General features: G+C 67.8%; 15 protein-coding genes. 6 read left to right on the top strand and 9 right to left on the bottom strand.

Going from position 1 to position 22,169, the window contains the following annotated elements; translation table 11 throughout:
• Positions 1-27 precede the first annotated feature (27 nt).
• Together E7V67_000440 and E7V67_000445 are read left to right on the top strand one after the other, a co-directional pair.
• Positions 28-1,503 (top strand): amino acid permease, encoded by a 1,476-nt coding sequence (locus tag E7V67_000440; GenBank protein WUR13607.1) that lies wholly within the window; start codon positions 28-30, stop codon positions 1,501-1,503.
• Position 1,504: 1 nt separating this feature from the next.
• Positions 1,505-3,433: a S9 family peptidase gene (locus E7V67_000445; protein WUR13608.1), complete on the top strand. Its 1,929-nt coding sequence runs from the start codon at positions 1,505-1,507 to the stop codon at positions 3,431-3,433.
• A gap of 212 nt (positions 3,434-3,645) precedes the next feature.
• Here E7V67_000445 and E7V67_000450 read toward each other — a convergent pair whose 3' ends face one another.
• Genes E7V67_000450 through E7V67_000475 form a run of 6 tightly spaced genes read right to left on the bottom strand, consistent with a single transcriptional unit; the run spans position 3,646 to position 10,746 of the window.
• A complete protein-coding gene (locus E7V67_000450; GenBank protein ID WUR13609.1) occupies positions 3,646-5,442 on the bottom strand; it encodes an MFS transporter in 1,797 nt (598 codons plus the stop codon).
• A 10-nt stretch (positions 5,443-5,452) separates the two neighbouring features.
• On the bottom strand, positions 5,453-6,532 hold the full coding sequence (locus E7V67_000455; GenBank protein WUR13610.1) for an N-acetylglucosamine-6-phosphate deacetylase: 1,080 nt from the start codon (positions 6,530-6,532) through the stop codon (positions 5,453-5,455).
• A 9-nt stretch (positions 6,533-6,541) separates the two neighbouring features.
• On the bottom strand, positions 6,542-7,396 hold the full coding sequence (locus E7V67_000460) for a DeoR family transcriptional regulator (protein WUR13611.1): 855 nt from the start codon (positions 7,394-7,396) through the stop codon (positions 6,542-6,544).
• Positions 7,344-8,660 (bottom strand): D-tagatose-bisphosphate aldolase, class II, non-catalytic subunit, encoded by a 1,317-nt coding sequence (locus tag E7V67_000465; GenBank protein ID WUR13612.1) that lies wholly within the window; start codon positions 8,658-8,660, stop codon positions 7,344-7,346. Before E7V67_000465 ends, E7V67_000460 begins: the two co-directional genes overlap by 53 nt.
• Positions 8,657-9,607 (bottom strand): ROK family protein, encoded by a 951-nt coding sequence (locus tag E7V67_000470; GenBank protein ID WUR13613.1) that lies wholly within the window; start codon positions 9,605-9,607, stop codon positions 8,657-8,659. Before E7V67_000470 ends, E7V67_000465 begins: the two co-directional genes overlap by 4 nt.
• A complete protein-coding gene (locus E7V67_000475) occupies positions 9,604-10,746 on the bottom strand; it encodes an SIS domain-containing protein (GenBank protein ID WUR13614.1) in 1,143 nt (380 codons plus the stop codon). The genes E7V67_000470 and E7V67_000475 overlap by 4 nt, the downstream gene beginning before the upstream one ends.
• Positions 10,747-11,045: 299 nt before the next feature.
• On the opposite strand from E7V67_000475, the gene E7V67_000480 reads away from it, so the two are divergent.
• The 3 genes from E7V67_000480 (at position 11,046) to E7V67_000490 (ending at position 18,776) form a co-directional block, all read left to right on the top strand.
• Positions 11,046-14,342, top strand: a complete 3,297-nt coding sequence (locus tag E7V67_000480) for a glycoside hydrolase family 31 protein (protein WUR13615.1) — start codon at positions 11,046-11,048, stop codon at positions 14,340-14,342.
• A gap of 76 nt (positions 14,343-14,418) precedes the next feature.
• Entirely contained in the window at positions 14,419-17,376 is a 2,958-nt protein-coding gene (locus E7V67_000485) for a TonB-dependent receptor (protein ID WUR13616.1), read from the top strand.
• 35 nt (positions 17,377-17,411) lie between these two features.
• Positions 17,412-18,776, top strand: coding sequence for a Gfo/Idh/MocA family oxidoreductase (locus E7V67_000490; protein ID WUR13617.1), 1,365 nt, complete (start codon positions 17,412-17,414; stop codon positions 18,774-18,776).
• Between the two features lie 126 nt (positions 18,777-18,902).
• On the opposite strand, the gene E7V67_000495 is transcribed toward E7V67_000490, so the two are convergent.
• Positions 18,903-19,148 (bottom strand): hypothetical protein, encoded by a 246-nt coding sequence (locus E7V67_000495; GenBank protein ID WUR13618.1) that lies wholly within the window; start codon positions 19,146-19,148, stop codon positions 18,903-18,905.
• Between the two features lie 201 nt (positions 19,149-19,349).
• Entirely contained in the window at positions 19,350-19,682 is a 333-nt protein-coding gene (locus E7V67_000500; protein WUR13619.1) for a YkgJ family cysteine cluster protein, read from the bottom strand.
• Positions 19,683-19,753: 71 nt separating this feature from the next.
• Between E7V67_000500 and E7V67_000505 the strand changes: the two genes are divergently transcribed.
• Positions 19,754-19,990, top strand: coding sequence for a hypothetical protein (locus E7V67_000505; GenBank protein WUR13620.1), 237 nt, complete (start codon positions 19,754-19,756; stop codon positions 19,988-19,990).
• A 12-nt stretch (positions 19,991-20,002) separates the two neighbouring features.
• Here E7V67_000505 and E7V67_000510 read toward each other — a convergent pair whose 3' ends face one another.
• Positions 20,003-22,168 carry an FUSC family membrane protein gene (locus E7V67_000510; protein WUR13621.1) on the bottom strand — a complete coding sequence of 722 codons (2,166 nt, stop codon included), beginning with the start codon at positions 22,166-22,168 and terminating at the stop codon, positions 20,003-20,005.
• Position 22,169: the final 1 nt, after the last annotated feature.

Consider the following 22,169-nt stretch of genomic DNA (forward strand, 5'->3'; position numbering starts at 1 on the left):
AGCCGAACCACCCGAGAAGGAATGCCTGTGAGCCAAACGCTGGTCCAGAAACTGACGCGTACCAAGCCTGTCGATCCCGCCGCCGAAGAAGATCATCCATCGCAGCCCGGCGGCCTGCACCGTTCGATTGGCCTGTTCGCCCTGACCATGATCGGCGTCGGCGCCACCATCGGCACCGGCATCTTCTTCACGATGGTCGAAGCGGTACCGAAGGCCGGACCGGCCGTGATCCTGTCGTTCCTGATGGCCGCATTGACGGCCGGCCTGACGGCGCTGTGCTACGCCGAGCTGTCGTTCCGCATTCCCGCTTCCGGTTCCTCGTATTCGTTCGCGTATGCGACCGTCGGCGAATTCCTGGCCTTTATCATGGCGGCCTGCCTGCTGCTCGAATACGGCCTGGCGGCCAGCGCCACCGCCATCGGCTGGTCCGATTACCTGAACAACTTCCTGACCAATGCATTCGGCTGGCAGATCCCGCAGTTCCTGCGCACGCCGATGATCGTCTCGACGCAGGAAGGCGTCGTCTTCAACGTCGGCCACATGAACCTGCCGCCGATCCTGCTGGTCTGCCTGTGCTGCTTCCTGCTGGTGCGCGGCACCAAGGAGTCCGCGACGATGAATGCCGTGATGGTGCTGATCAAGCTGGCCATCCTGATCTTCTTCGTCGCGATCGCGCTGCAGGGCTTCGACATCAATAACTTCAAGCCCTTCTTCAAGCCGGAAAATGCGGCGGGGCTGGCCGGCATGACGGGCGTGACCGCCGCCGCCGGCACCGTGTTCTTCTCGTTCATCGGCCTCGATACCGTCGCCACCGCTGGCGAGGAAGTACGCAACCCGAAACGCAACGTCCCGCTGGGCATTCTGGCGGCGCTGGTCATCGTGACCGTGTTTTATCTGCTGGTCGCGGTAGCTGCCGTCGGCGCGCAGCCAGCGCACATGTTCGAGCACCAGGAAGCCGGCCTGTCCGTCATCCTGCAAAACGTCACGGGCAAGGCCTGGCCGGCGCTGGTGCTGTCCGCCGGCGCCGTCATCTCCGTGTTTTCCGTCACGCTGGTGACGATCTACGGCCAGACCCGCATCCTGTATGCCATCTCGCGCGACGGCCTGATCTCGAAGGTGTTCCACAAGGTGAACACGCGCACCGCATCCCCGGTCAGCAATACCGTCATCGTCTGCCTGGTCGTCGGCCTGGTGGCCGGCTTCGTCGACGCCACCTTCCTGTGGGACATGGTCAGCATGGGCACGTTGACGGCCTTTATCGTCGTCTCGATCGCCGTGCCGGTCATGCGCCGCAAGGAGCGCCGCCTGGGCACGTACAAGAAGGGCGGCTTCCGCGTGCCGCTCGGTCCTTACCTGATTCCGGGCCTGTCGGTGCTGGCCTGCCTGTACATCATGAAGGACCTGTCGCATACCACGCGGGTGATCTTCACGATCTGGATGGCGGCCTCGGTCCTGACGTACTTCGCCTACGGCATGCGCAACTCGCGCTTGAACAAGGTCTGATATGCGAGTGAGCATACTGGCCCGGGCGGCCTTCGCCGCCACCGCCATCCTGGCCGGGAGCCAGGCGCAGGCCGGGCGCGAATACCGGGCCGTCGCGCTGGCCGCGGACGGCGAACGCCTCGTCGCCATCGAAAGCGCCGATACCGGCGCGGCGGGCCGCAAGGCGCATGCCGTCGTCGTCGTGCGCGATGCCCGCAGCGGCAAGATCCTGAACGAGTACGACCCGTGCCGCCACTGCGCCTACGACCGCCCCAGCTGGTCGCCGGACGGGCGCAGCGTCGCGTTCATCGCCAGCGAGCAGGGTAGCGCGGCCGTCTACGTGGCGGCCAATGGCAAGACGCGTGCGCTCGCCACCGTGAAGGGCGTCGCCAACTCGGCGCGCTGGTCGCCGGACGGCAAGCAGGTAGCGTTGCTGGCCACCGTGGGCGCCAGCAAGGAGACCGGCGCGACGGCCGCCGGCGCGCGTCTGGTCGGCGAGATCGGCAGCCGCGAGGATGCCCAGCGCATCGCCACGGTGCCCCTCACGGGCGGCGCCTTGAAGCTGCTCTCGCCGGACGACACCTTCATCTACGAATACGACTGGGCGCCGGACGGCAAGGGCTTCGTTGCCACCGGTGCCAAGGGCAATGGCGACAACAACTGGTGGGTGGCGAAGCTGGCCTATATCGACGCGACCTCCGGCGCGCTGCGCGTGATCGCCACGCCGACCACGCAGCTGAACATGCCGCGCGTCTCGCCGGACGGCCGTACCGTCGCCTATATCGGTGGCCTGATGAGCGACTTCGGCGCCATCGGCGGCGATGTGTATACCGTGCCGCTGGCCGGCGGCGAGCCGAAGAACATCACGCCAGCCTTCAAGGGCTCGTTCAATGGCCTGGCCTGGAAGCAGGGCGGCATTGTCGCCACCGCGCTGATGGGCGACCAGATGACGGCATTGGCCGTCGATGCCGCCAGCGGTGCGACGACAAGGCTGTGGTCCGCGCCCGTGACGGCCAGCGCGGCGGACGGCCGCCTGTCCTTCAGCGCGGACGGCGCCAGCGCCGCCGCGATCGTCGAGGACTTCACGCATGCGCCGCGCCTCGTCGCGGGGCGCCTGCCGCAACTGCAACCGATCACGCACGACAACGATGCGGCGCCGGCCCAGGTGAGCGTGCAGAACGTCAGCTGGACCAACGAAGGCTTCAATGTGCAGGGCTGGCTGGTCGGGCCTTTGCTACCGACGGCGGGAAAAAAATACCCGATGATCGTGCAGGTGCACGGCGGGCCGGCATCGGCCGTGACGCCGCGCTATATCGGCCCGGCCGATACCGGCAACCCGCTGGTGCGGGAACTGGTCGGCGCTGGCTATTTCGTCTTCATGCCGAACCCGCGCGGCAGCTTCGGCCAGGGCCAGGAATTTACCCGCGCGAACCGGCGCGACTTCGGCGGCGGCGACCTGCGCGACATCCTCACCGGCGTGGATGCGGCAGCGCAGGTGGCGCCTGTCGATACGACGCGCCTGGGCCTGATGGGCCATTCCTACGGCGGCTTCATGACGATGTGGGGCGTAACGCACAGCCAGCGCTTCAAGGCGGCCGTCGCCGGCGCCGGCATCGCCAACTGGATCAGCTACTACGGCCAGAACGGCATCGACCAGTGGATGGTGCCGTTCTTCGGCGCGACGATGTACGACGATCCCGCGATCTACCGCCAGCTCTCGCCGATCGATTCCATCAAGGTGGCGAAGACGCCGACGCTGGTCTACGTCGGTGAGCGCGATGTCGAAACGCCGGCGGCGCAGTCGATGGAGTTCTGGCACGCGCTGAAGGCGCTGAACGTGCCGACGTCGCTGGTGATCTACGAGGACGAAGGCCACGGCATCCGCAAGCCGGCGCACCAGCAGGATTTAAGGCGGCGCACCCTGGAGTGGTTCAACCGCTATCTTCAGTAGCGCGGAGGGTCTGTCCCTGCAAGGCACTGACCCTGAAGTTTGGTTGCGCGTCGGAAATCAACAACAACTTCAGGGAAATCACAGCAACTGCAGGGTCATGATGCCAGCTGGCAGGCCGGCACCGCTGCGCAGGCGAGGAGCAATGCTCCTCGAAACCCCTGCTACACTCCCCATGCGGGGACAGACCCTAACCCCGCGACTTCACCAGGGGCTCAGCGGAAATGCCCCTCGATCTCCTCCAAGGTCTTCCCTTTCGTCTCCGGCAGCAGGAACGCCGCCGTCAGGAAGTACAGGACCGTACACCCCGCCCAGAAGAAGAACATGACCGCATAGCCATGCTGCCCCACCGTCGGCAGGAACACGGCGGCGATCACGGTCGAGACGAACTGGTTGACCAGCAGCGCCACGCTCATGCCGTTGGACCGGATGCGCGTCGGCATCAGCTCGGATAGCGCCAGCCACACGCACACGCCCGGCCCCACCGCGAAGCTGGCCACGAACAGGCAGATCGCCGCCGTCATGCGCCAGCCGTGCGAAGGCGGCGGCACCGCGCCCAGCTGGGCGCGTTCGATCCGCAGCGGCGCCGTGCGCGCGTCCGCCGGGTCGGCGAACGGATTCAGGTGCAGCTGGCGGAAGAAGGCGCCGATCACGCTGTCTTCCTGCACCGCGTCGGCGCGGCGGATGTGCAGCACCGGCAGGCCGGCGTCGTCGCTGCGGCGCGTCGCCACATTGGTGAACGGGCCGTAGCGATAAGCGACCGTCAGCAACTGCGGCGCTTCGCCGGCCTCGGCGCCGAGCGCCCGCAGCGTCGCATCGTCCAGGCGCAGCGTGACGCTGTCGTCCCGCACCTGGGCCGCGATGGCGGCACGCACGTCGCGTTGCCCGCTTTCGGCGTGGTGGAACAGCAGTCCTGCCGCCAGCAGCGCCAGCACGATGCCGCCGCTGCCCAGCATCAGCAGGAATTTGCGGCCCTTGCGGTCCACCAGCACGACGGCGACGACCGTCATCACGGCATTCAGTACCTTCAGCCCGACGTCGGCCGCATTGGCCGTGGCGCCTGGCAGGCCGGCCTGGTTCAGGATATTGACGACGTAGGCCAGCACCGAGTTGATGCCGGTGGCCTGGGTCAGCGCGAGGATCAGGCAGGCCAGCAGGAACGGCAGCACGTAGCGGCGGCTCAGCAGGCGATCGCTCGCGGCTGCCCCGCCGGTTGGGCCGGAACGCGCGGCAGCCTGCATGTCACGCAGCTCGGCGTCCGCCTCGGCCGGCGCGCGCGTGCGCAGCAGCGCACGGTGCGCAGCATCGGTGCGGCCGCGCCGCATCAGCCAGCGCGGCGACTCGGCCAGCAGCGCGCTGCCGAAGGTGAACACGAGACCGGGCGTGAGGCACATCCAGAAGATGCTGCGCCAGGCATGGTCGCGCGCCGCGAACAGCGCTTCCACCCGCGCCGCTTCCGACAGCGCCTGCGCCGCTGCGGCCGCCGCGTCCACCGTACGCGCCTGCAGCAGGCCGATCACGGCCGCCGCCACCAGGCCGATCGTCAGCAGCAGCTGGAACAGCGCAGCGCCGCGGCCGCGCTGGTCGGCGCGCAGGCACTCGGCCAGGTAGAGCGGCACGATGACGCCGATCAGCCCCCCACTGACGCCTTGCAGCAGACGCCCGAGCAGCAGCGGCAGGTAGCCGTCGGCCAGCGCGATCAAGGGAATGCTGGCGGTGAACAGCGCGCCGGACAGCACCATGGCCCAGCGTCGCCCGATGGCATCGGCGATGGCGCCGGCGAACAGCGAAGACAGCACGGAGCCGAGCAGCACGGCCGCGACGATAAAGCTCAGCTGCTGCGCGCTCAGGCGCCAGGCTTCCTTGGCGGTCGCTTCCAGGTAGGGCAGGGCGCCGGCGATGATGCCGACGTCGATCCCGTACAGCAGGCCGCCCATGCCGGCAATGAACAGCAGGTAGCGGATCGGCCAGGCGGGCGCGCTGACGGCGCCGGGCAGGGTAGCAGCATGCATCGACACTCCTTCACAGAATGGCTTCGCCTTCCACATGGACGGCGACCGGTTGCAGGTCCTGGTCGAGGACCACGATATCGGCCCAGGCGCCGGGCACCAGGCGACCGCGCTCGGTCTCGCCCAGGTAGTCGGCGGGGTACAGCGACAAGCGGTGCGACGCGTCGGCCAGGTCCAGGCCCATGCCGACCAGGTTGCGCAGCGCCTGGTCCATCGTCAGCACGCTGCCGGCCAGCGAGCCGGTCGCCAACCGCACGCAGCCCAGGCATTTGTAGACGCGCTGCGAGCCCAGTGCATATTCGCCGTCCGGCATGCCGGTGGCCGCGGTGGCGTCGGTGATGCCATAGGCGCGCGGGATCGCGCGCAGCGCGGCCAGGATGGCGCCCGGGTGCACATGCTGCAGGTCGGGAATGATCTCGGCATATTCGGCGTGGGCCAGCGCCGCGTCGACGATGCCGGGCTGGTAATGGTCCATGCCCGTCATGCCGTTGAACAGGTGGGTGAAGCCGGCCGCGCCGGCCCGCAGCGCCGCCACGCCGTCGTCGTAGCTGCCGTTCGAGTGGCCGACCTGCACGCGCATGCCCAGCGCCGCCAGCTGCGGGATCAGGGCCAGGTGGCCGGGCACCTCCGGCGCCATCGTCAGCACGCGGATCGGCGCGATGGCATCCAGGCTTTGCACCAGCTCCAGCGTGGCCGGCATCACGTGCGGCGGTTGCGCGCCCAGCCGGTGCGCGCTGATGAACGGGCCTTCCAGGTGCACGCCCAGCATGCGCGCGCCGCGCTCGGGGCGCTGCGCGATCACGCCGGCCAGCCCCGCCAGCGCATGCCGGATCGCCGGCTCGTGCGCCGTCATGGTGGTGCCCAGCAGGGAGGTGGTGCCATGGCGCGCATGTTCGCGCGCCACGACGGCGCCGGCATCGCCGCCGCGCATGATGTCCACGCCGGCGGCGCCGTGCACGTGCAGGTCGATGAAGCCAGGCAGGATGGTCAGTCCGGTATCGGCCGGCGCCGCCGCGATGCGGTCGATACGCTGGCCGAATTCGATGGTGCCGGTGACCCAGCCTTCCGGTGTAAGAATCCTGCCTGCCAGCATGGTGCCTCGCTAGTCGGTGATGATCAACTCGATACCAAGCTTCTGCAGGCCCTCGCGGTATTCCTGGCTGATGCCGGCATCGGTGATGATGGTGTGGACGCGTTCCAGCTGCACGATGCGGTGCAGGCTGACGCGGCCGAATTTGGACGCGTCGGTGACGACGATGATCTTCTTGGCCCGCTCCGCCATCTTGTGGTTCAGGCTGGCCTCGGCCTCATGGTGCGTGGTCACGCCGAACTGCAGGTCGAGGCCATCGACGCCGAGGAACAGCTTGTCGAAGTTGTAGGCCTGCAGGCAGGCTTCGGCCTGGGTGCCCTGGATCGACAGCGACTGCTTGCGCAGCAGGCCGCCCGTCAGGATCAGGTCCACGCCCGGCGCGTCGGCCAGCTCCCAGGCGATGTTCAGGCCATTGGTCATGACGGTGACGCCTTCGGCTTCGCGCAGGTGGCGCGCCAGCGAGATCGTCGTGGTGCCCGAATCGATGATGATGTTGTCGCCTGGCTGCACCAGCTGCGCCGCACGTGCGCCGATGCGTTCCTTCTGTTCCTGGTTGATGGCGTCCTTCTGGCGGATCGTCTGCTCGGTCGGCGGCGTGCGCGTCAGCGTGGCGCCGCCATGGCTGCGCGTGGCCAGGCCCTGCGCTTCCAGGGCACTGAGGTCGCTGCGGATCGTCACCGCCGACACGCCGAATGCCTCGACCAGGTCGGTAACCTGGACGGCGCCGTCGCGGACGAGCAGTTGCAGGATGGATTCGCGGCGTTGGCTGGTATTGCGCATGGTGGTTTCGCTGACGGTCAAAATCCACAGCTTATCAGAGCGCCGGCACCGGCAGCTCGGCCCGGTTGCGGCTGCAGGCCCGGGCATACTGGGCCAGCACGCGGCCGATCTTGTGCTGCACCAGCGCCTGTGCGCGCGTGCTCAACTGGCCCTGCAGCACGTCCAGGTACTGGTCCGGCAGGTGCTGGGACAGCAGTGGCAGCGGGATCTCGCGCGCATCGAGATTGAGGAACAGGCGCTGCACGGCGGCGGCCACCTCCGGCTCACCCCAGTAGTAGCGGCACCGGTCGGAGAGGCCATAGCGGCGCAGCACGCGCTGCTCGTCGCTGCTGCCGGCGTAGTGCGCGCGCCAGTGCTGCGGTTTGGCGAGCATGACATCCTCGAGCACCTGCATCAGGCGCGAGCGCTGCGCCGGCACCACCAGTTCGTCCTCGATCTGGCACAGCGCCAGCAGGGCCTCGCGCAGCGCGAACGTGGCCGCGGGCCCCACCTTCAGGATGGCAAAGTGGTCGCGCACCATCGCATGCAGGCTGGCCTCGCGCTGGTAGTCGGTGGAATGCGCTTCGAATACCAGGCCGGGATGGCCCGCCAGCCATTCCGACAGCGCCGCCGCCTGGCGTGGATCGTAATGCTGGATATGGCTGGCGTCGAAGTCCACGCCCGGCTGCACCACCAGCGCGACCACGCGGCGCCACGCGTCGCGCAGACCCGCTGCCGCGAAGGCCTGGCGGTGCACTTCCAGTGTGCGCGCGGCGGCACTCGGTGCCGTCGGCGCGCCGGCATCGGCCAGGGCCGCCTCGCCGCCGGGCACTGGCACTTCGGTGCCGATCACGTACACGGGCGGTGGCAGGCCGGCAGCGGCGGCCGCGGCTTCGGCGGCCTCGCACAGGCGGGCGGAGCGCAGGGCTACCGTCTCGTCGCTCAGGCGCTCCGGGTCGTCGGCGCAGCGCATGCTGCAGTCCAGGTGAATCTTGTGGAAGCCCGCGCCGGCATAGGCCGCGACCAGGGTTTCCGCATGGGCCATTGCCGTTGCCGCGTCCTGGCGCTGCCACGCGTTCGGACCGAGATGGTCGCCGCCCAGGATAAGGCGCTCGGCCGGGAAGGCCTGTTCGCGCGCCAGTTGCAGCAAGTGTTCGCGGAACTGTGCCGGCGTCATGCCCGTGTAGCCGCCGAACTGGTCGACCTGGTTCGACGTGGCCTCCACCAGCAGGGGCGTATCGTAGGCGAGCGCCACGCGCATCGCGGCGCGCAGCACCAAAGGGTGGCTGCAGCAGACGCTGTACAGGCCGACGGCCGCGCCGCGGCGATGCTGCTGCACGATGCGCTGGACGGGGGAGAAGGTCTGGTTCATGGCTGGGATCCGGCGGTTGAAGTGGCTTGACGGGCCAGCAGCGCGGCGCCGCGCGCACCGCCGGCGGCGCCGAAGCGCGGCGGCAGGATCGGCGGCACGCGCACGCCACGGAACAGGTGGCGCTGCACGGCGGCCGGCAGTTGCTGGTACAGGTGGGAGAGATTCGACAGCCCGCCGCCCAGCACGATGGCATGCGGATCGCAAGCGAGCACGATGCCGGCCAGCGCATGGCCCAGCAGGTCGAGGTGGACGCCCAGGGCCCGGGTCGCGGCCGCGTCGCCGGTGGCGTCGCGCGCCACGATAGCCAGCGGCTCGGCGCCGCTGCCGCCGTAGTGGGCATGCAGGCTGCTCATGCCAGGCCCGGACACGTAGCGCTCCAGGCAGCCCTGCTTGCCGCACGGGCACTCCAGCAGCGGCAGCGCATGGCGCGCCAGCAGCGGTGCCGGTATCGTCCAGTGGCCCCATTCGCCGGCAATGCCGTTGAAGCCGCGCTGCAGCCGCCCCTCGGCGCAATAGCCGCCGCCCGCGCCGGTGCCGACGATGGCGCCGAACATCGTCGGCAGGCCGTCAGCCGCGCCGCCTTGCGCTTCGGAGAGCGCGAAGCACTGGCAATCGTTGCCGATCGCGACCGGTCGCTCGAGCGCCTGCTGCAGCGTCGCCGCCACCTCGCGGCCGTTCAGCGCCGGCACGTTCGAGCTGACCTGGCGGCCGGTGGCCGTATCGATGATGCCCGGCAGGCCGATCCCGACCGGGGCGCGGCCACGCAGTGCCGCATCGCCGCGTGTCACCAGGCCGACGATGGCGGCGACAAACGCGGCAAAGTCGACGCCGGGCGTGGCGATCCGTTCGCGGAAGACTTCGGCAAAGGCGCCGTCGTACGCCACCAGTTCGATCTTGGTGCCGCCGATGTCGATGCCGTGCCAGCCGTGGCGCTCAGCGCTGCTCATGGTTGATCGTGACGGTGGATGGTCACGCCCTGGACGACGCGGTTGACGGTGCCGTCGGCGAAGGGATTGTCCGGCGTCAGCCCCAGCGCGGCCGACTGGTGCAGCGCATACTGCTGCGCCATCAGCAGCCACAGAGGCGCCAACCAGGCATCGGCCCAAGCCGGGACATCGGCGGCGAAATCGCCGTCGCGGCCGACCGTCACGCAGCCGCCGGCCACGCCATCGCGGCGCAGCTCGTCGAGCAGGTCCTGCTCATAGCGCTGCGCCAGCGTGGCGCTGCCGCGGAGCAGCACTACCAGCGTTTGCGCGTTCAGGGCCGACTTGGGACCATGGCGGAAACCCAGCGGCGTTTCGGCCAGGGCCAGCACGCGGCCGCCCGTCAGTTCCAGGATCTTCAGCGCCGACTCCTTCGCCAGCGCTTCCAGCGGGCCGCTGCCCAGGTAGACCACCCGCTGCACCGGCCGCGCGGCCAGCGCCGCTACCGGCGCGGCCCAGTCCCGCAGCGCCTGTTCGGCCAGCGCGGCCAGTTGCGGCAGCCGCTCCGCATACCGTTCCTTGCCCAGCACGGCCAATGCCGCCAGCAGCATGCAGGTAAAGCTGCTGGTCATCGCGAAGCCGCGGTCGCAGCTGGCCGGCGGCATCAGGAGGTTCAATACACGACCGCCTGGATGGTCCGCATGCTGCCGTGCCAGCGCGCCCTCGGCGTTGCAGGTGATGTTCAGGAAGCGCGCGTCGCGGACCACGTCGCGCACCAGCTCCACGGCGGCCAGGCTTTCCGGGCTGTTGCCGCTGCGGGCGAACGACACCAGCAATGTCGGCACGTCATGGCGCAGGTACAGGTCCGGGTGCGTCAGCAGGCTGGTGGTCGCCACCGCGCGCACCTGGGCAGGCCAGCAGCGATCCAGTTCGTCGGCCACGATGGCGCCCACGTAAGCCGAACTGCCGGCGCCGGTCAGGATCACGCGCTGGGCCGGATTGTTCAGGCGCTCGCCCAGGAAGGCCGCGATCGCCGGCTGTGCCGCACACAAGTCGTCGCGCAGCGCGCGCCAGACTGCCGGCTGCTGGGCGATCTCTTCGGCGGTGGCGAGGCCGTCGATGTCGCGCCAGGCTTGAGGATCGCGGTTCAGGAGATGGGTCATCGAAAATAAAAGAAAGTAGAAGTTTCATGAAGCGTAGTCTCGTCATTTCGAAAAGTCAATTAAGAAAGTGAAACGAAAGAAAATCCGCCATCATGTTTCGCGCTGGCGGTCATTCCCCTGCGTTGCCCGCGCTGAAATGTGGTCAAATCGCCACGATAAAGAAAGTTTGCGGCGCAGCATTGGGCTAAACCGAAAGATAAATCGGCCTAAAGAACAAAATTACTTTTCTTTTTATTGACGCTTACGTTTTTCGTTTCTAAAGTAGGCCTGTCAAAACCGCAATGCTTTCGGATCGTTCGATGAAAACACGTCTCGCAGCTGTCCTGTTCCTGGCCACAATGGCCGCCCACGCGGCGCCGGTTGGCAACCTGCGTACCCTGACGGCCGATGGCCCGCAGGGCTGGCGCATCGTTACCGACACGGGCGCCCGCCTGCGCGTCAGCCTGCCGCGCGTGGACGTGCTGCATGTGGAAGCCGCCGCGCCGGGGCTGGAGTTCACGGGGCCGGGCGACAAGGCGGCGGCCATCGTCGTCGGCCAGCCCGCGTCCGATGTGGCGCCGGTCCTGCGCGACGCGGGCGACCACGTGCTGATCGAGACCGCCGCCCTGGCGCTGCGCATCGATCGCAAGCCGCTGCGCTTGTCGCTGTACCGCGCCGGGAATCGCGACGCGCTGTGGCGCGAGGTGGAGCCGCTGGAACTGACCAAGGGCCAGAGTGTGCAAGTGCTGTCCAGCGACAAGGACGAGCGCTTCTTCGGCGGCGGCCAGCAGAACGGCCGTTTCGAATTCAAGGGGCGCCAGCTGGAGGTATCGTATTCGGGCGGCTGGGAGGAGGGCGACCGTCCCAGCCCGGCGCCATTTCTCATGAGCTCGCGCGGCTGGGGCATGCTGCGCAATACCTGGGCGGACGGCAGCTATGACCTGCGCGACGCCAACCAGGCGACCTTGCAGCACGCCGAGAGCCGCTTCGACGCGTACTACTTCGTCGGCAGGGATGTGCGCGACGTGCTGGCGCGGTACACCGAGTGGACCGGGCGTCCGCCCCTGCTGCCGCGCTGGGCGCTGGAATACGGCGATGCGGACTGCTACAACGACGGCGACAACGTGAAAAAGCCCGGCACCGTGCCGCCGGGGTGGAGCGACGGCCCCACCGGCACCACGCCGGACGTGGTCGAGAGCGTGGCAAAGCGCTACCGCGAGCACGACATGCCGGGCGGCTGGATCCTGCCGAACGACGGCTATGGCTGTGGCTACAAGGCGCTGCCGGAAACCGTGCAGGGCCTGGCGAAATACGGTTTCCGCACCGGCCTGTGGACCGAGAACGGCGTCGACAAGATCGCCTGGGAAGTGGGCCAGGCCGGCAGCCGCGTGCAGAAGCTGGACGTGGCATGGACCGGAAAAGGTTATCAATTCTCGCTGGACGCCAACAAGTCGGCCTATGACGGCATCGTGCACAACTCCGACAGCCGCCCCTTCATCTGGACCGTGATGGGCTGGGCCGGCACCCAGCGCTACGCCGTGGCGTGGACGGGCGACCAGAGCGCCAGCTGGGACTACATCCGCTGGCACGTGCCGACCTTGATCGGCTCCGGCCTGTCCGGCCAGGCCTATGCCACCGGCGACGTCGATGCCATCTTCGGCGGCAGCCCGGAAACCTACACGCGCGACCTGCAGTGGAAAGCCTTTACGCCGGTGTTGATGGGCATGTCCGGCTGGGCCGCCGCGGAGCGCAAGCATCCGTGGTGGTTCGATGAACCCTATCGCTCGATCAACCGGCGCTACCTGAAGCTCAAGATGCGCCTCACGCCCTACATGTACGGCCTGGCGCGCGAGGCCGAGACGACGGGGGCGCCGCTGGTGCGCGGCCTGATGTGGGACTACCCGGCCGATCCGGCCGCGTGGACCGAAGCCTACAAATACCAGTTCCTGCTGGGACGCGACCTGCTGGTGGCGCCGGTGTACCGCAGCCAGGCCGTGTCGCAGGGCTGGCGCAAGGGCATCCACCTGCCGCAGGGCCGCTGGATCGATTACTGGGACGGCCGCCAAGCCACGGCGGGTGCGGCGGGGCGCGACCTCGACGTGCAGGTCACGCTGGACAAGCTGCCGGTATTCGTGCGCGCCGGCGCGATCCTGCCGATGTATCCCGATATGCTATACGACGGCCACAAGCCGAAGGACGTGCTGACGCTCGACCTGTATCCGGAAGGCGACTCGAGCTACACCTTGTACGAGGACGACGGCAACACGCGCCAGTACCGGCAGGGCGCGTTCAGCACCCAACAACTTCGCATGCGCGCCGAGGGCGCGGACGTGCGCGTCGATATCGATCCGGTCGACGGCAGCTATGCCGGTCAGCTGGCGCAGCGCGGCTATGCCTTGCGCATGCTGGCGATGCGCCGTCCCGCGACCGTCGCGGCCAACGGTGTCGCGCTGACGGCGCATGCCAGCCGCGTCGACTTCGACGCCGCCATCACCGGCTGGTGGTTCGACGCGGCCGAGCGCCAGGGCACACTGCACGTCAAGACCGCCAGCCAGGACATCCGCCAGCCGCTGGCGTTCGACATCAAAGGCGCCCTCGGCCTGCGCGACGACGACCCGTTCCCGGCAGCGCCCGTGCCCGGCCGGGCGCTGCCGGCCGACGCGATGGTGGTGGTAAACCGTCCCGCCGAGGAAGCGGGGCACCCTCTGGAGAAGGCATTCGACGCCGATCCCGCCACCTGGTTCCGCACCGTGCGCAGCCAGGCCGTGCGCAGCGGCCCCCACGAATGGGTGATCGGTTTCACGGAGCGGCGCCTGATCGACGGGATCGAGCTGGCACCGCGCACCGACCAGCACTGGCGCCATGGCCAGATTCGCGACTACGAAATCTATGTGGCCGACAACAACGGCGACTGGGGCGGCCCGGTCCAGCGTGGCCGGCTGGTGCTGCGCGAAGGCACGCAGGCAATCGCCTTCCCGCCCACTGCGGGCCGTCTGCTGCGCTTCCGCGTGCTGAGCACGCAGAACCCGGAAGGCGACGGCGCGGCAGCAACCGATCCGATGGTCACGGCCGCGCAGGGCGATGCAGCGCGTGCCCACAACGCCACATTGCCGCAGGAGGTAGGGCCGATCACCTTGTCCACGTTCCGCGTCCTGGAACATCGCGCGCCAGAGACGGCGGAGCGCCAACTGTACCTGTCCGATCTGGCGCTGCCGCGCGGCGTGGCGCGCGACAAGCCGGCCGGCAAGGCGGGTGCCGAGGCGATGCGCATGAACGGCCTGCGCTTTCGCAAGGGCCTCGGCGTAGGCGCGAACAGCCGCATCGACGTGGCCCTGGCCGGCAACTGGACTTTGCTGCGCGCCGACCTGGGCGTGGACGACAGCTGCCGCGCCGCCGGGGGCCTGCAGTTCCAGGTATGGAGCGGCACACGCCTGCTGTACGACAGCGGCTTGGTCACGGCGCCGGCCGTCGTCAAGCCGGAAATCGACGTGCGCGGGCTCTCGAGCCTCAGCCTGCGCACGCTGGGCGCGCGTGGCGCCCGTCCGGCCCAGGTCTGCGCCAACTGGGCCAATGCCGTGTTGACCGGCAGCGCGGCTGCCTCGGCCACGCTGCGCTGAACCACGATCCTGTTACACCTCGAGTCCCCTCCTTGAGCGGGGAGGGACGCCTGCAACCTGAATGAAGGAGATGCACATGAAAATGACAACAATGGTGGCCGCGCTGGCGGCCGCGGGGCTCGCTTCCGGGGCACTGGCCGCTGGCCAGCAGGATGGCGCGGAAAAACTGGTCCGGGTCGAGGTGACCGGGTCGAGCCTGAAACGGATCAATGCCGAGACGGCGTCGCCGGTGCAGGTCATCGACGCCAAGCAGATCGAGAACATGGGCGCCCGCACGCTGCTGCAAGTGCTGGACAACCTGCCGGCCGCGCGCCCCGCCCAACAGGACTTCCGCTCGATGTTTACCGGCTCCGACGGCGGCTCCCAGGCCAACCTGCGCGGCCTTGGTGCCCAGGGCACGCTGGTGCTGCTGAACGGCCGGCGCCTGTCGTTCTACGGCGCACCGTCCGGCTTCCAGACCATGTTCGTCAATATCGATTCGATCCCGGCGGCGGCGATCGAACGCATGGAGGTGCTGACCGATGGCGCCTCCGCCGTCTACGGGTCGGACGCCGTGGCCGGCGTCATCAACGTCATCACGAAGAAGAACTACCAGGGCCTGGAGGCGCGCGCCAACGTGGACAAGTCGGCCGAAGTGTCGGCCTACGGCGAGCGCCAGGCCAGCGTGTTGTACGGCGCGGGCGACCTGGAAAGCGACGGGTGGAACGTCTACGGCTCCGTCAATGTCTACCAGCGCGACCGCATCGCCCTGGCCGATACCTACGACAAGCGGCCCGAGTACTTCTACGTCAACAATCCCAACTTCATTCCGAATTTTCGCATCGGCACCGGCAGCGAGCCGGGCGTGCCGAATCCCGGCACCTTCTTCGTGTTCGACCCGGCCCGCAACAATGCCCGCGTCCAGCGCGCCGTGGCAGGCTGCCCGACGGCCATCACCGAGGCCTCCGGCACGCGCTGCGTCTGGAACAACCTGCCGTACGCGCTCGATACCGGACCGACGTCCGACCGCGCCACCGCCTACCTGGCCGGCCGCGTCAAGCTGGGCGGCGAACTGGAAGGCTTTGCCGAGGCAGCCTACACCCGCATCAAGATGCGCGGCGAGAACGGCCCGCGCAGCTTCAACAGCGGCACCACCGCCAACTGGTTCTCGCGCAATACCGGCACCAAGCTCAATACCTTCGTCAATCCCTACCTGGGGCCGAACAACCTCTACCTGCGCGGCCGGCTCGATGCCGACATGGCGGCGAAAATGGGCGGCGCCGCGGGGCTGAACTACATCCTGCAGGACGCCGTCGGCCACTTCGGCCAGACCAACCGCGACGACAGCTATCGCGCCCTGGCCGGGCTGCGCGGCAGCCTGGCCGGCGGCTGGGACTTCGAGACGGCGCTGGCAGTGGCGGGCAGTCATTCGACCCTGTTCCAGACGACGAACATCAACACGCGCGGCTTCGAAAAAGCGTTCGGTCCCACCACCGTCGATCCGGTCACAGGACGCCCCTACATCGCCGACAACCCGGCCTACCGTTTCGGTGAGATCAGCGAAGCCAATGCCGCGCTGCTGCGCGAAGCCTTCCCGACCTTCGACATCCAGTCGTGGACGAAATTGATCACGTGGGACGGCAAGGTCGAGGGCACACTGGCGAAACTGGGCGAACGCGAGGTGCGCGCCGCCTTCGGCGCCAGCCTGATGCGCGAAAGTTTCGAGACGCCCGGCAACGCCGACGCGGCCAATGGGCTCATCACGCAGCAGGGCGGCTCCTGGTTCGACGGCCGCCGCACGATCGGTGCCCTGTTCGGCGAAGTGATCGTGCCCGTCACGGACACGCTGGAGCTGAACGCGGCCGCGCGGCTGGACAAGTACCCGCACTTCTCGGCCAACCTGGCGCCGAAGATCGGCGTGCAGTGGCGCGCGCGCCCCGACGTCATGGTGCGCGGCACCTACTCGGAAGGCTTCCGCGCGCCCAACCTGGCCGAGTCGGGCAGCGGCGGCGTGTTCGCCCAGGTGGGCGGCATCCGCGATACGGTGCGCTGCGACGAAACCAATGCCATCGCGCGCCTGCTGCAGAAGTCCGTCAGCGCCACCGACGTCGACCTGGGCAAGAACCTGCTGAACTCGAACTGCTCGACGACAGTGGGCGGGCTGACGCCGCCCAATCCCGACCTGCGCCCCGAGAAAGCCAAGATCTCGACCTTGGGACTGGTGCTGCAGCCGATGCGCAACGTCAGCGTCTCGCTCGATTACTGGTTCGTCTATCGCAAGAACGAGATCGTGCGGCAGGACTTCAACCAGCTGTTCACCCAGCTGGTCGAGCAGTACGGCCCCACCCTGGCCGGCACCGACCGCGCCATCCGCAACGCGCTGACCGATGCCGACCGCGCCAACATGGCGGCGGTGGCCACGATGTGCGCCAACGCTGCCAATGCCGCCGCCTGCGCGGGCGGCTTGCCGCGCTACTCGGTCGGCAACCTGGGAGGACTGATCAATTCGTACACCAACCGCGGCCGCACGCTGGTCGATGGCTTCGACATCGACGCGCGCGTGCGCGTTCCGCTGGGTGAATGGGGCAAGCTCAATACCGGCCTGGCGACGACGATCCGCAAGCGCGAGACCTACAACTATGAAGACGGCGGCGACCTCTCCGGCGACTATGTCGGCTACTACGACTCGCCGCGTGTGCGCGCCACGTTCAATGCCGACTGGTCCTGGCGCGATTTCGTCACCAGCGTCTTCGTCAACTACGCGGCCGGCACCAAGTGGGCCTACGGCCCGTACGACAAGGACAACACGCCGGAGAACTGCACGGCCGCGTCGCTGCCGCTGCCGGCGCACCAGTGCGACGGCACGCCGTCGTACACCACGGTCAACCTGGGCTTTACCTGGAAGCCGGTGCGGAATCTGGACGTGGGCCTGAACATCAAGAACGTGCTGGACAAGCGGCCCTACTACGATCCGAACGGCTGGGAGGGCTATAACCACGCGCAGAACCTGTTCGGGCGCCAGTTCGCCCTCTCTGTCGGCTACAAGTTCAAGTGAACCGCTACAATCAACCGCTATCCATTCGAGACACTATGAAACAGGCATTCAATCGACGTGGTTTCCTCCAGGCCGGCGCCGCGCTGGCCGGCAGCCTGCTGCTGCCGCAGGCACACGGCGCGGCCTCACGCCGGCGGCTGCGCATCGGCATGATCGGCACCGGCATGCGCGGCCAGGTACTGCTGCGCGAACTGCTCCGGCGCGACGACGTGGAGGTCGCGGCGCTGTGCGATATCGACCCCATCATGCTGGGCCGCGCGCTGGCGCTGGCCGACAAGCTGGGCAAACCGCGGCCACGCACCTTCGGCGACGATCGCGATCCGCAAGCCTATCAACGCATGCTGGACAGCCGCGCGCTCGACGGCGTCATCATCGCCACGCCGTGGGAATGGCACGCGCCGATGGCCATCGCGGCGATGCGGGCCAAGGTGGCGGTGGGCTGCGAAGTCGTGGCCGGTATCTCGCTGCAGGACCATTGGGATGTGCTGGACACGCAACTGGCCACCGGTACGCCGTACATGCTGCTGGAGAACGTGTGCTACCGGCGCGACGTGCTGGCGGTGCTGCGCATGGTGCGCGCCGGCGTGTTCGGCGAACTGGTGCACCTGCAGGGCGGCTACCAGCATGACCTGCGCGCCGTGAAGTTCAACAGCGGCGATCCGGCCAAGCCGTATGGCGGCGGCGTCGAATTCGGCGCCAAGGGCTTTTCCGAGGCGCGCTGGCGCACCGAGCACTCGGTGCGGCGCAACGGCGAGCTGTATCCCAGCCACGGCATCGGGCCGTGCGCGATGTACACCAATATCAATCGGGGTAACCGCTTCACCCGCATCAACAGCTTCGCCACCAAGGCGCGCGGGCTGCACGAATACATCGTCAAGGAAGGGGGGGCCGATCATCCGAACGCCAAGGCGCGCTTCAGCCTGGGCGATGTCGTCACGACCACCTTGGCGACGGCGAACGGCGAAACGATCCTGCTGCAGCACGACACGTCGCTGCCGCGGCCATATTCGCTGGGCTTCCGGGTGCAGGGCACGAAGGGGCTGTGGATGGATGTGAACCATGGCATCCACGTGGAAGGGCAGAGCAAGCCGCACCAGTGGGACGCGTTCCAGGCCTGGCAGGACAAATACGAGCATCCGCTGTGGCGCAAGTACGGGGCGCAGGCCGAGGGGGCCGGCCATGGCGGCATGGATTTCTTCGTCATCCACGCCTTTATCGAGGCACTGAAGGCCGAGGCGCCGATGCCGATCGATATCTACGATGCGGTGACGTGGAGCGCGATCACGCCGCTGTCGGAGGCGTCCATCGCGCAGGGCTACCAGACCTTGGACTTCCCTGATTTTACGCGCGGGGCTTGGCAGGGGCGCAAGCCGATCTTTGGGTTCGACGAGCGGTATTGAGGCTGCGCGCCGCTGGCCGTTTCCAGGGTCTGTCCCCCTGGGGACTGACCCTGAAGTTTACTGCGCACGCAGACGAAATCCCGTCCAAACTTCGGGGTCAGTCCCCGAGGGGACAGACCCCAGTAATCAGTCGCGGCCGGCGAGGTTGCGCAGCTCGGCAGCCTGGCTCGGCTGGAACTCCTCGAACTGCTGGGCGAAGCGCAGCAGGCCGGCGCGGTCGCGCGCCAGGCTGGCTTGCGACGTGCTGCCGTGCGAGGCGGCGGCGGTGACTGGCGCGGCGGCGAACAGGGCGCGCAGGAAATTCAGGGCGGCGCGGCCGACGTTGTCGAGATAGCCGCCGGTGGCTTGGGTGGTGACGATGGCGGTGGACATGGCTGACTCCTTATGAGACCCGATCCCGGGCGATTTCACGTTTTGACCTTTGATGCAGTGCAGTATAGGCCGGGGTCAGTCATAAAGAAAATTTTGATTTCTGATGTTCGGCATACACAAATCGCATTTCTCTGCGTTGCCTGGAAATTTCTAATAGGAAATTCCCATATCTGTCCATAAGCGAACGATATAAGACGGGCGTCAGGCCGGCACGCCGGCATCCAGCGGCGCCAGGCCATGGGCGGCACGCGCCTTGTCACACTCGGGCGTGCCCATCTCGAACTCCCGGCAGGTGGTCGAGCGCAACGGGTAAATGGTGCAGCCGACGCGACGGCCGATGTGGCCGTCGAGCGCGACGCAGCGCGCCGGGGCGCGTTCCGTGCCGCGCATGGCGCTGTGGTAGGGTGTGATGGGAATCGTCAGGTGCTGCGGCACGCTGCCGCCGGGGTGCGCATCGCTTTCGCCCCAGTAGAAGGAAACACGGAAATGCGCGCAGCAAGCGCCGCACGCCTGGCAGTGATCGGTCGCGGACACTTCTGGCCTCGGTACGTGGAAGCCCATTATGATAGCAGCGCGATAACGATTTGAGGAGCAGGATGGCGCCAATGACCCGTATCGGCCGCGTGCCGCGCGCGGCGGACTTCCCGCCCGGGACACGCTTCGTCATCAAGGACTTCGACGTGCCGCTGGCCTGCGTGCCGGGGCCGGGCGGGGTCGCGTGGGTCAACTGGTTCGGCGGCGTGGCGCGGCCCTACGACGCCGGCCGGCTCAGGGTGGACAACAACTGGCCGGCCGGCTCCTTCGACGAGTGGGCCGCGCTGGTCGCGGACTCGCTGGCGTAAGGCGCGGCCGCTCTACGCCTGCACCACGTTGCGCTCGATCGCCTCGCTATGCACGATGATCTTCTCGGCGTCGGCCTGCAGCAGGCGGATGCGCCGCTGCACGACGGGCCAGCCTGGCCAGGCTACGGAGCCCGCATCCGCTACGTGCGCCGGCGTGGCGCTGGCGGTCTCCGGCAGCGCGACCTTGACGCCATGCCGCGCCAGCGCGGCCGTCAGCGTGCGGCTGACCTGGGCATGGCTGGTTGCCAGCATCGCGTTGACCTCGCGTGCGGGAATATCCTTCACGTGGCGGCGCAGGATCGCCCGCAACGCCGCCACGTGCGCCACCAGCAGGTAGTTCTGCACGATGAACAGGTTGATGTCCTCCACCGCACGCTGCTTGCTGGTCGGCTCGTCCAGCATGCGCACCAGCGCGGCCGAGAGGCCGGCCAGGCTGTCCATCAGGCCCTTGCGCTGGATGCGGTAGGGGAAGTCGTTGCGGCACTTGCCCTGCAGCAGATCGAAGCTGGCCTCCATGTAGCGCAGGTTCGCGGCCAGCACCTGCTGGATCAGTTTCGGTAACGTCTGGTACTCCCAGCTGGCCAGCACGAAGCTGAACACCGTGGCGATAGCCGCGCCGATGAAAGTGTCGATCAGGCGCTCCGTGATGACGTTGTCGCTACCGCCGGCCGCCATGTGCATCTGCAGGAGGATCATGATCGACACCGCAATGGCCGTGTAGCGGTAGCGCAGGTAGACGAAGGTCGGCGTGGCGACCGTGGCGATGATCAGCGCCGTCAGGGTCACGGCCGGGTGATCGAACCATTTCAGAATGACGGCCGTGATGACGCAGCCGATCACGGTGCCGATGATGCGGTCGCCGCGGCGCTGCTTCGTCATCGAGAAGCTGGGCCGCAGGATGATCACGATCGTCAGGATGATCCAGTAACTGTGCGCCGCGTAAGGCAGCAGGGTGCCGATCGCCAGGCCCACGGCGATCGCCATCGCCACGCGCAGCGAGAAGCGGAAGATCGGCGAGTCCATGCGGAAGTGCGACAGCATCACCTGCAGCTCGTACTTCTGCTGCGACAGGAAGGGCTGCATGTCGGCGTCGATCCAGAACGGTGTGCTGTCGTAGGCCTTCTGGCTGGCCACGTGCAGCTCGCCAATCATGTTGATGATGGCGCGTACCTTGTTGCGCTGGGCGCGCAGCACGGCCAGCGCTTCCTGCCGCGGCTTGCCGGCGTCGATCTGACGCTGCAGGTTGACCAGCTCCGCCTCGATGGCCTCCAGCTCGGGCGCGTAGCTGATGGCGGCGTACGAGGGACGCTTGCGGTTGACGTCGAAGCCCACCGACTCGATGTCGCGCGCCGCCTTGAACGCCAGGTCGTGCAGCGACTTCAGGGCGGGCGAGTCGACCAGGTGCACGCGCAGCTGCGCATAGTCCGTGTGGGTGGAGAGGATCAATTCGTACAGGTCCAGCATGCACACGTGCACCTGCACGACGATGGCGTCCTTGCGGTTCTGGTGGGCGCGCAGGATCAGGTCGCGCGACGCCTGCTGGCGGTCCGCCAGCAGCGCCTGGTGGCGCACCAGCTTGTTGAACTGCTCCGTCAGGTTGTAGCGGGTGTCGTAGAAGTCGGCCTTGATGTCGATATACGCGGCCAGTTCGAACAGCGCCTCGGCCAGCACCTGCTGCTTGATGCGGTGGCGCAGCAGGTACGAGACGCCCATCGCATAGGCCAGGTAGGCCAGGCCGCCCAAGGTGAACAGCCCCACGTGCGTGAGCGCCTGCCAGGGCGTCAGGTGGTGTTCCATCGACATCGTCATGATGAACAGCGTCGCCAGCTGCAGCGGCATCGACTTCTTGCCGTAGACGACCATCATGCTGGCAAAAAAACTGAGCAGCACCAGCACCACGATCAGCAGCGGGAAGTAGGGCGCGCACAGGCTGACCAGCAAGGTGACGAAGCTGCACAGCAGCACCGAGGCCAGCATCTCGTTGAACTTGTGGCGCAGTGGGCTGGGCAAGTCCATCAGCGCGGTGCACAGCGCGCCGATGCCGACCGACATGGCCGTGGCCATGTCGGACACGGCCAGGGTCAGCCAGATGATGCCGATCAGGCCCGCGCCGAAGCGCAGGCCCAGGTGGAAGTAATGACTGTAAAAGAACGTGCGCGGGTTTAAGGCATAGTGCATC

This window comes from [Empedobacter] haloabium, assembly GCA_008011715.2.
Classification (GTDB): domain Bacteria; phylum Pseudomonadota; class Gammaproteobacteria; order Burkholderiales; family Burkholderiaceae_D; genus Rugamonas; species Rugamonas haloabia.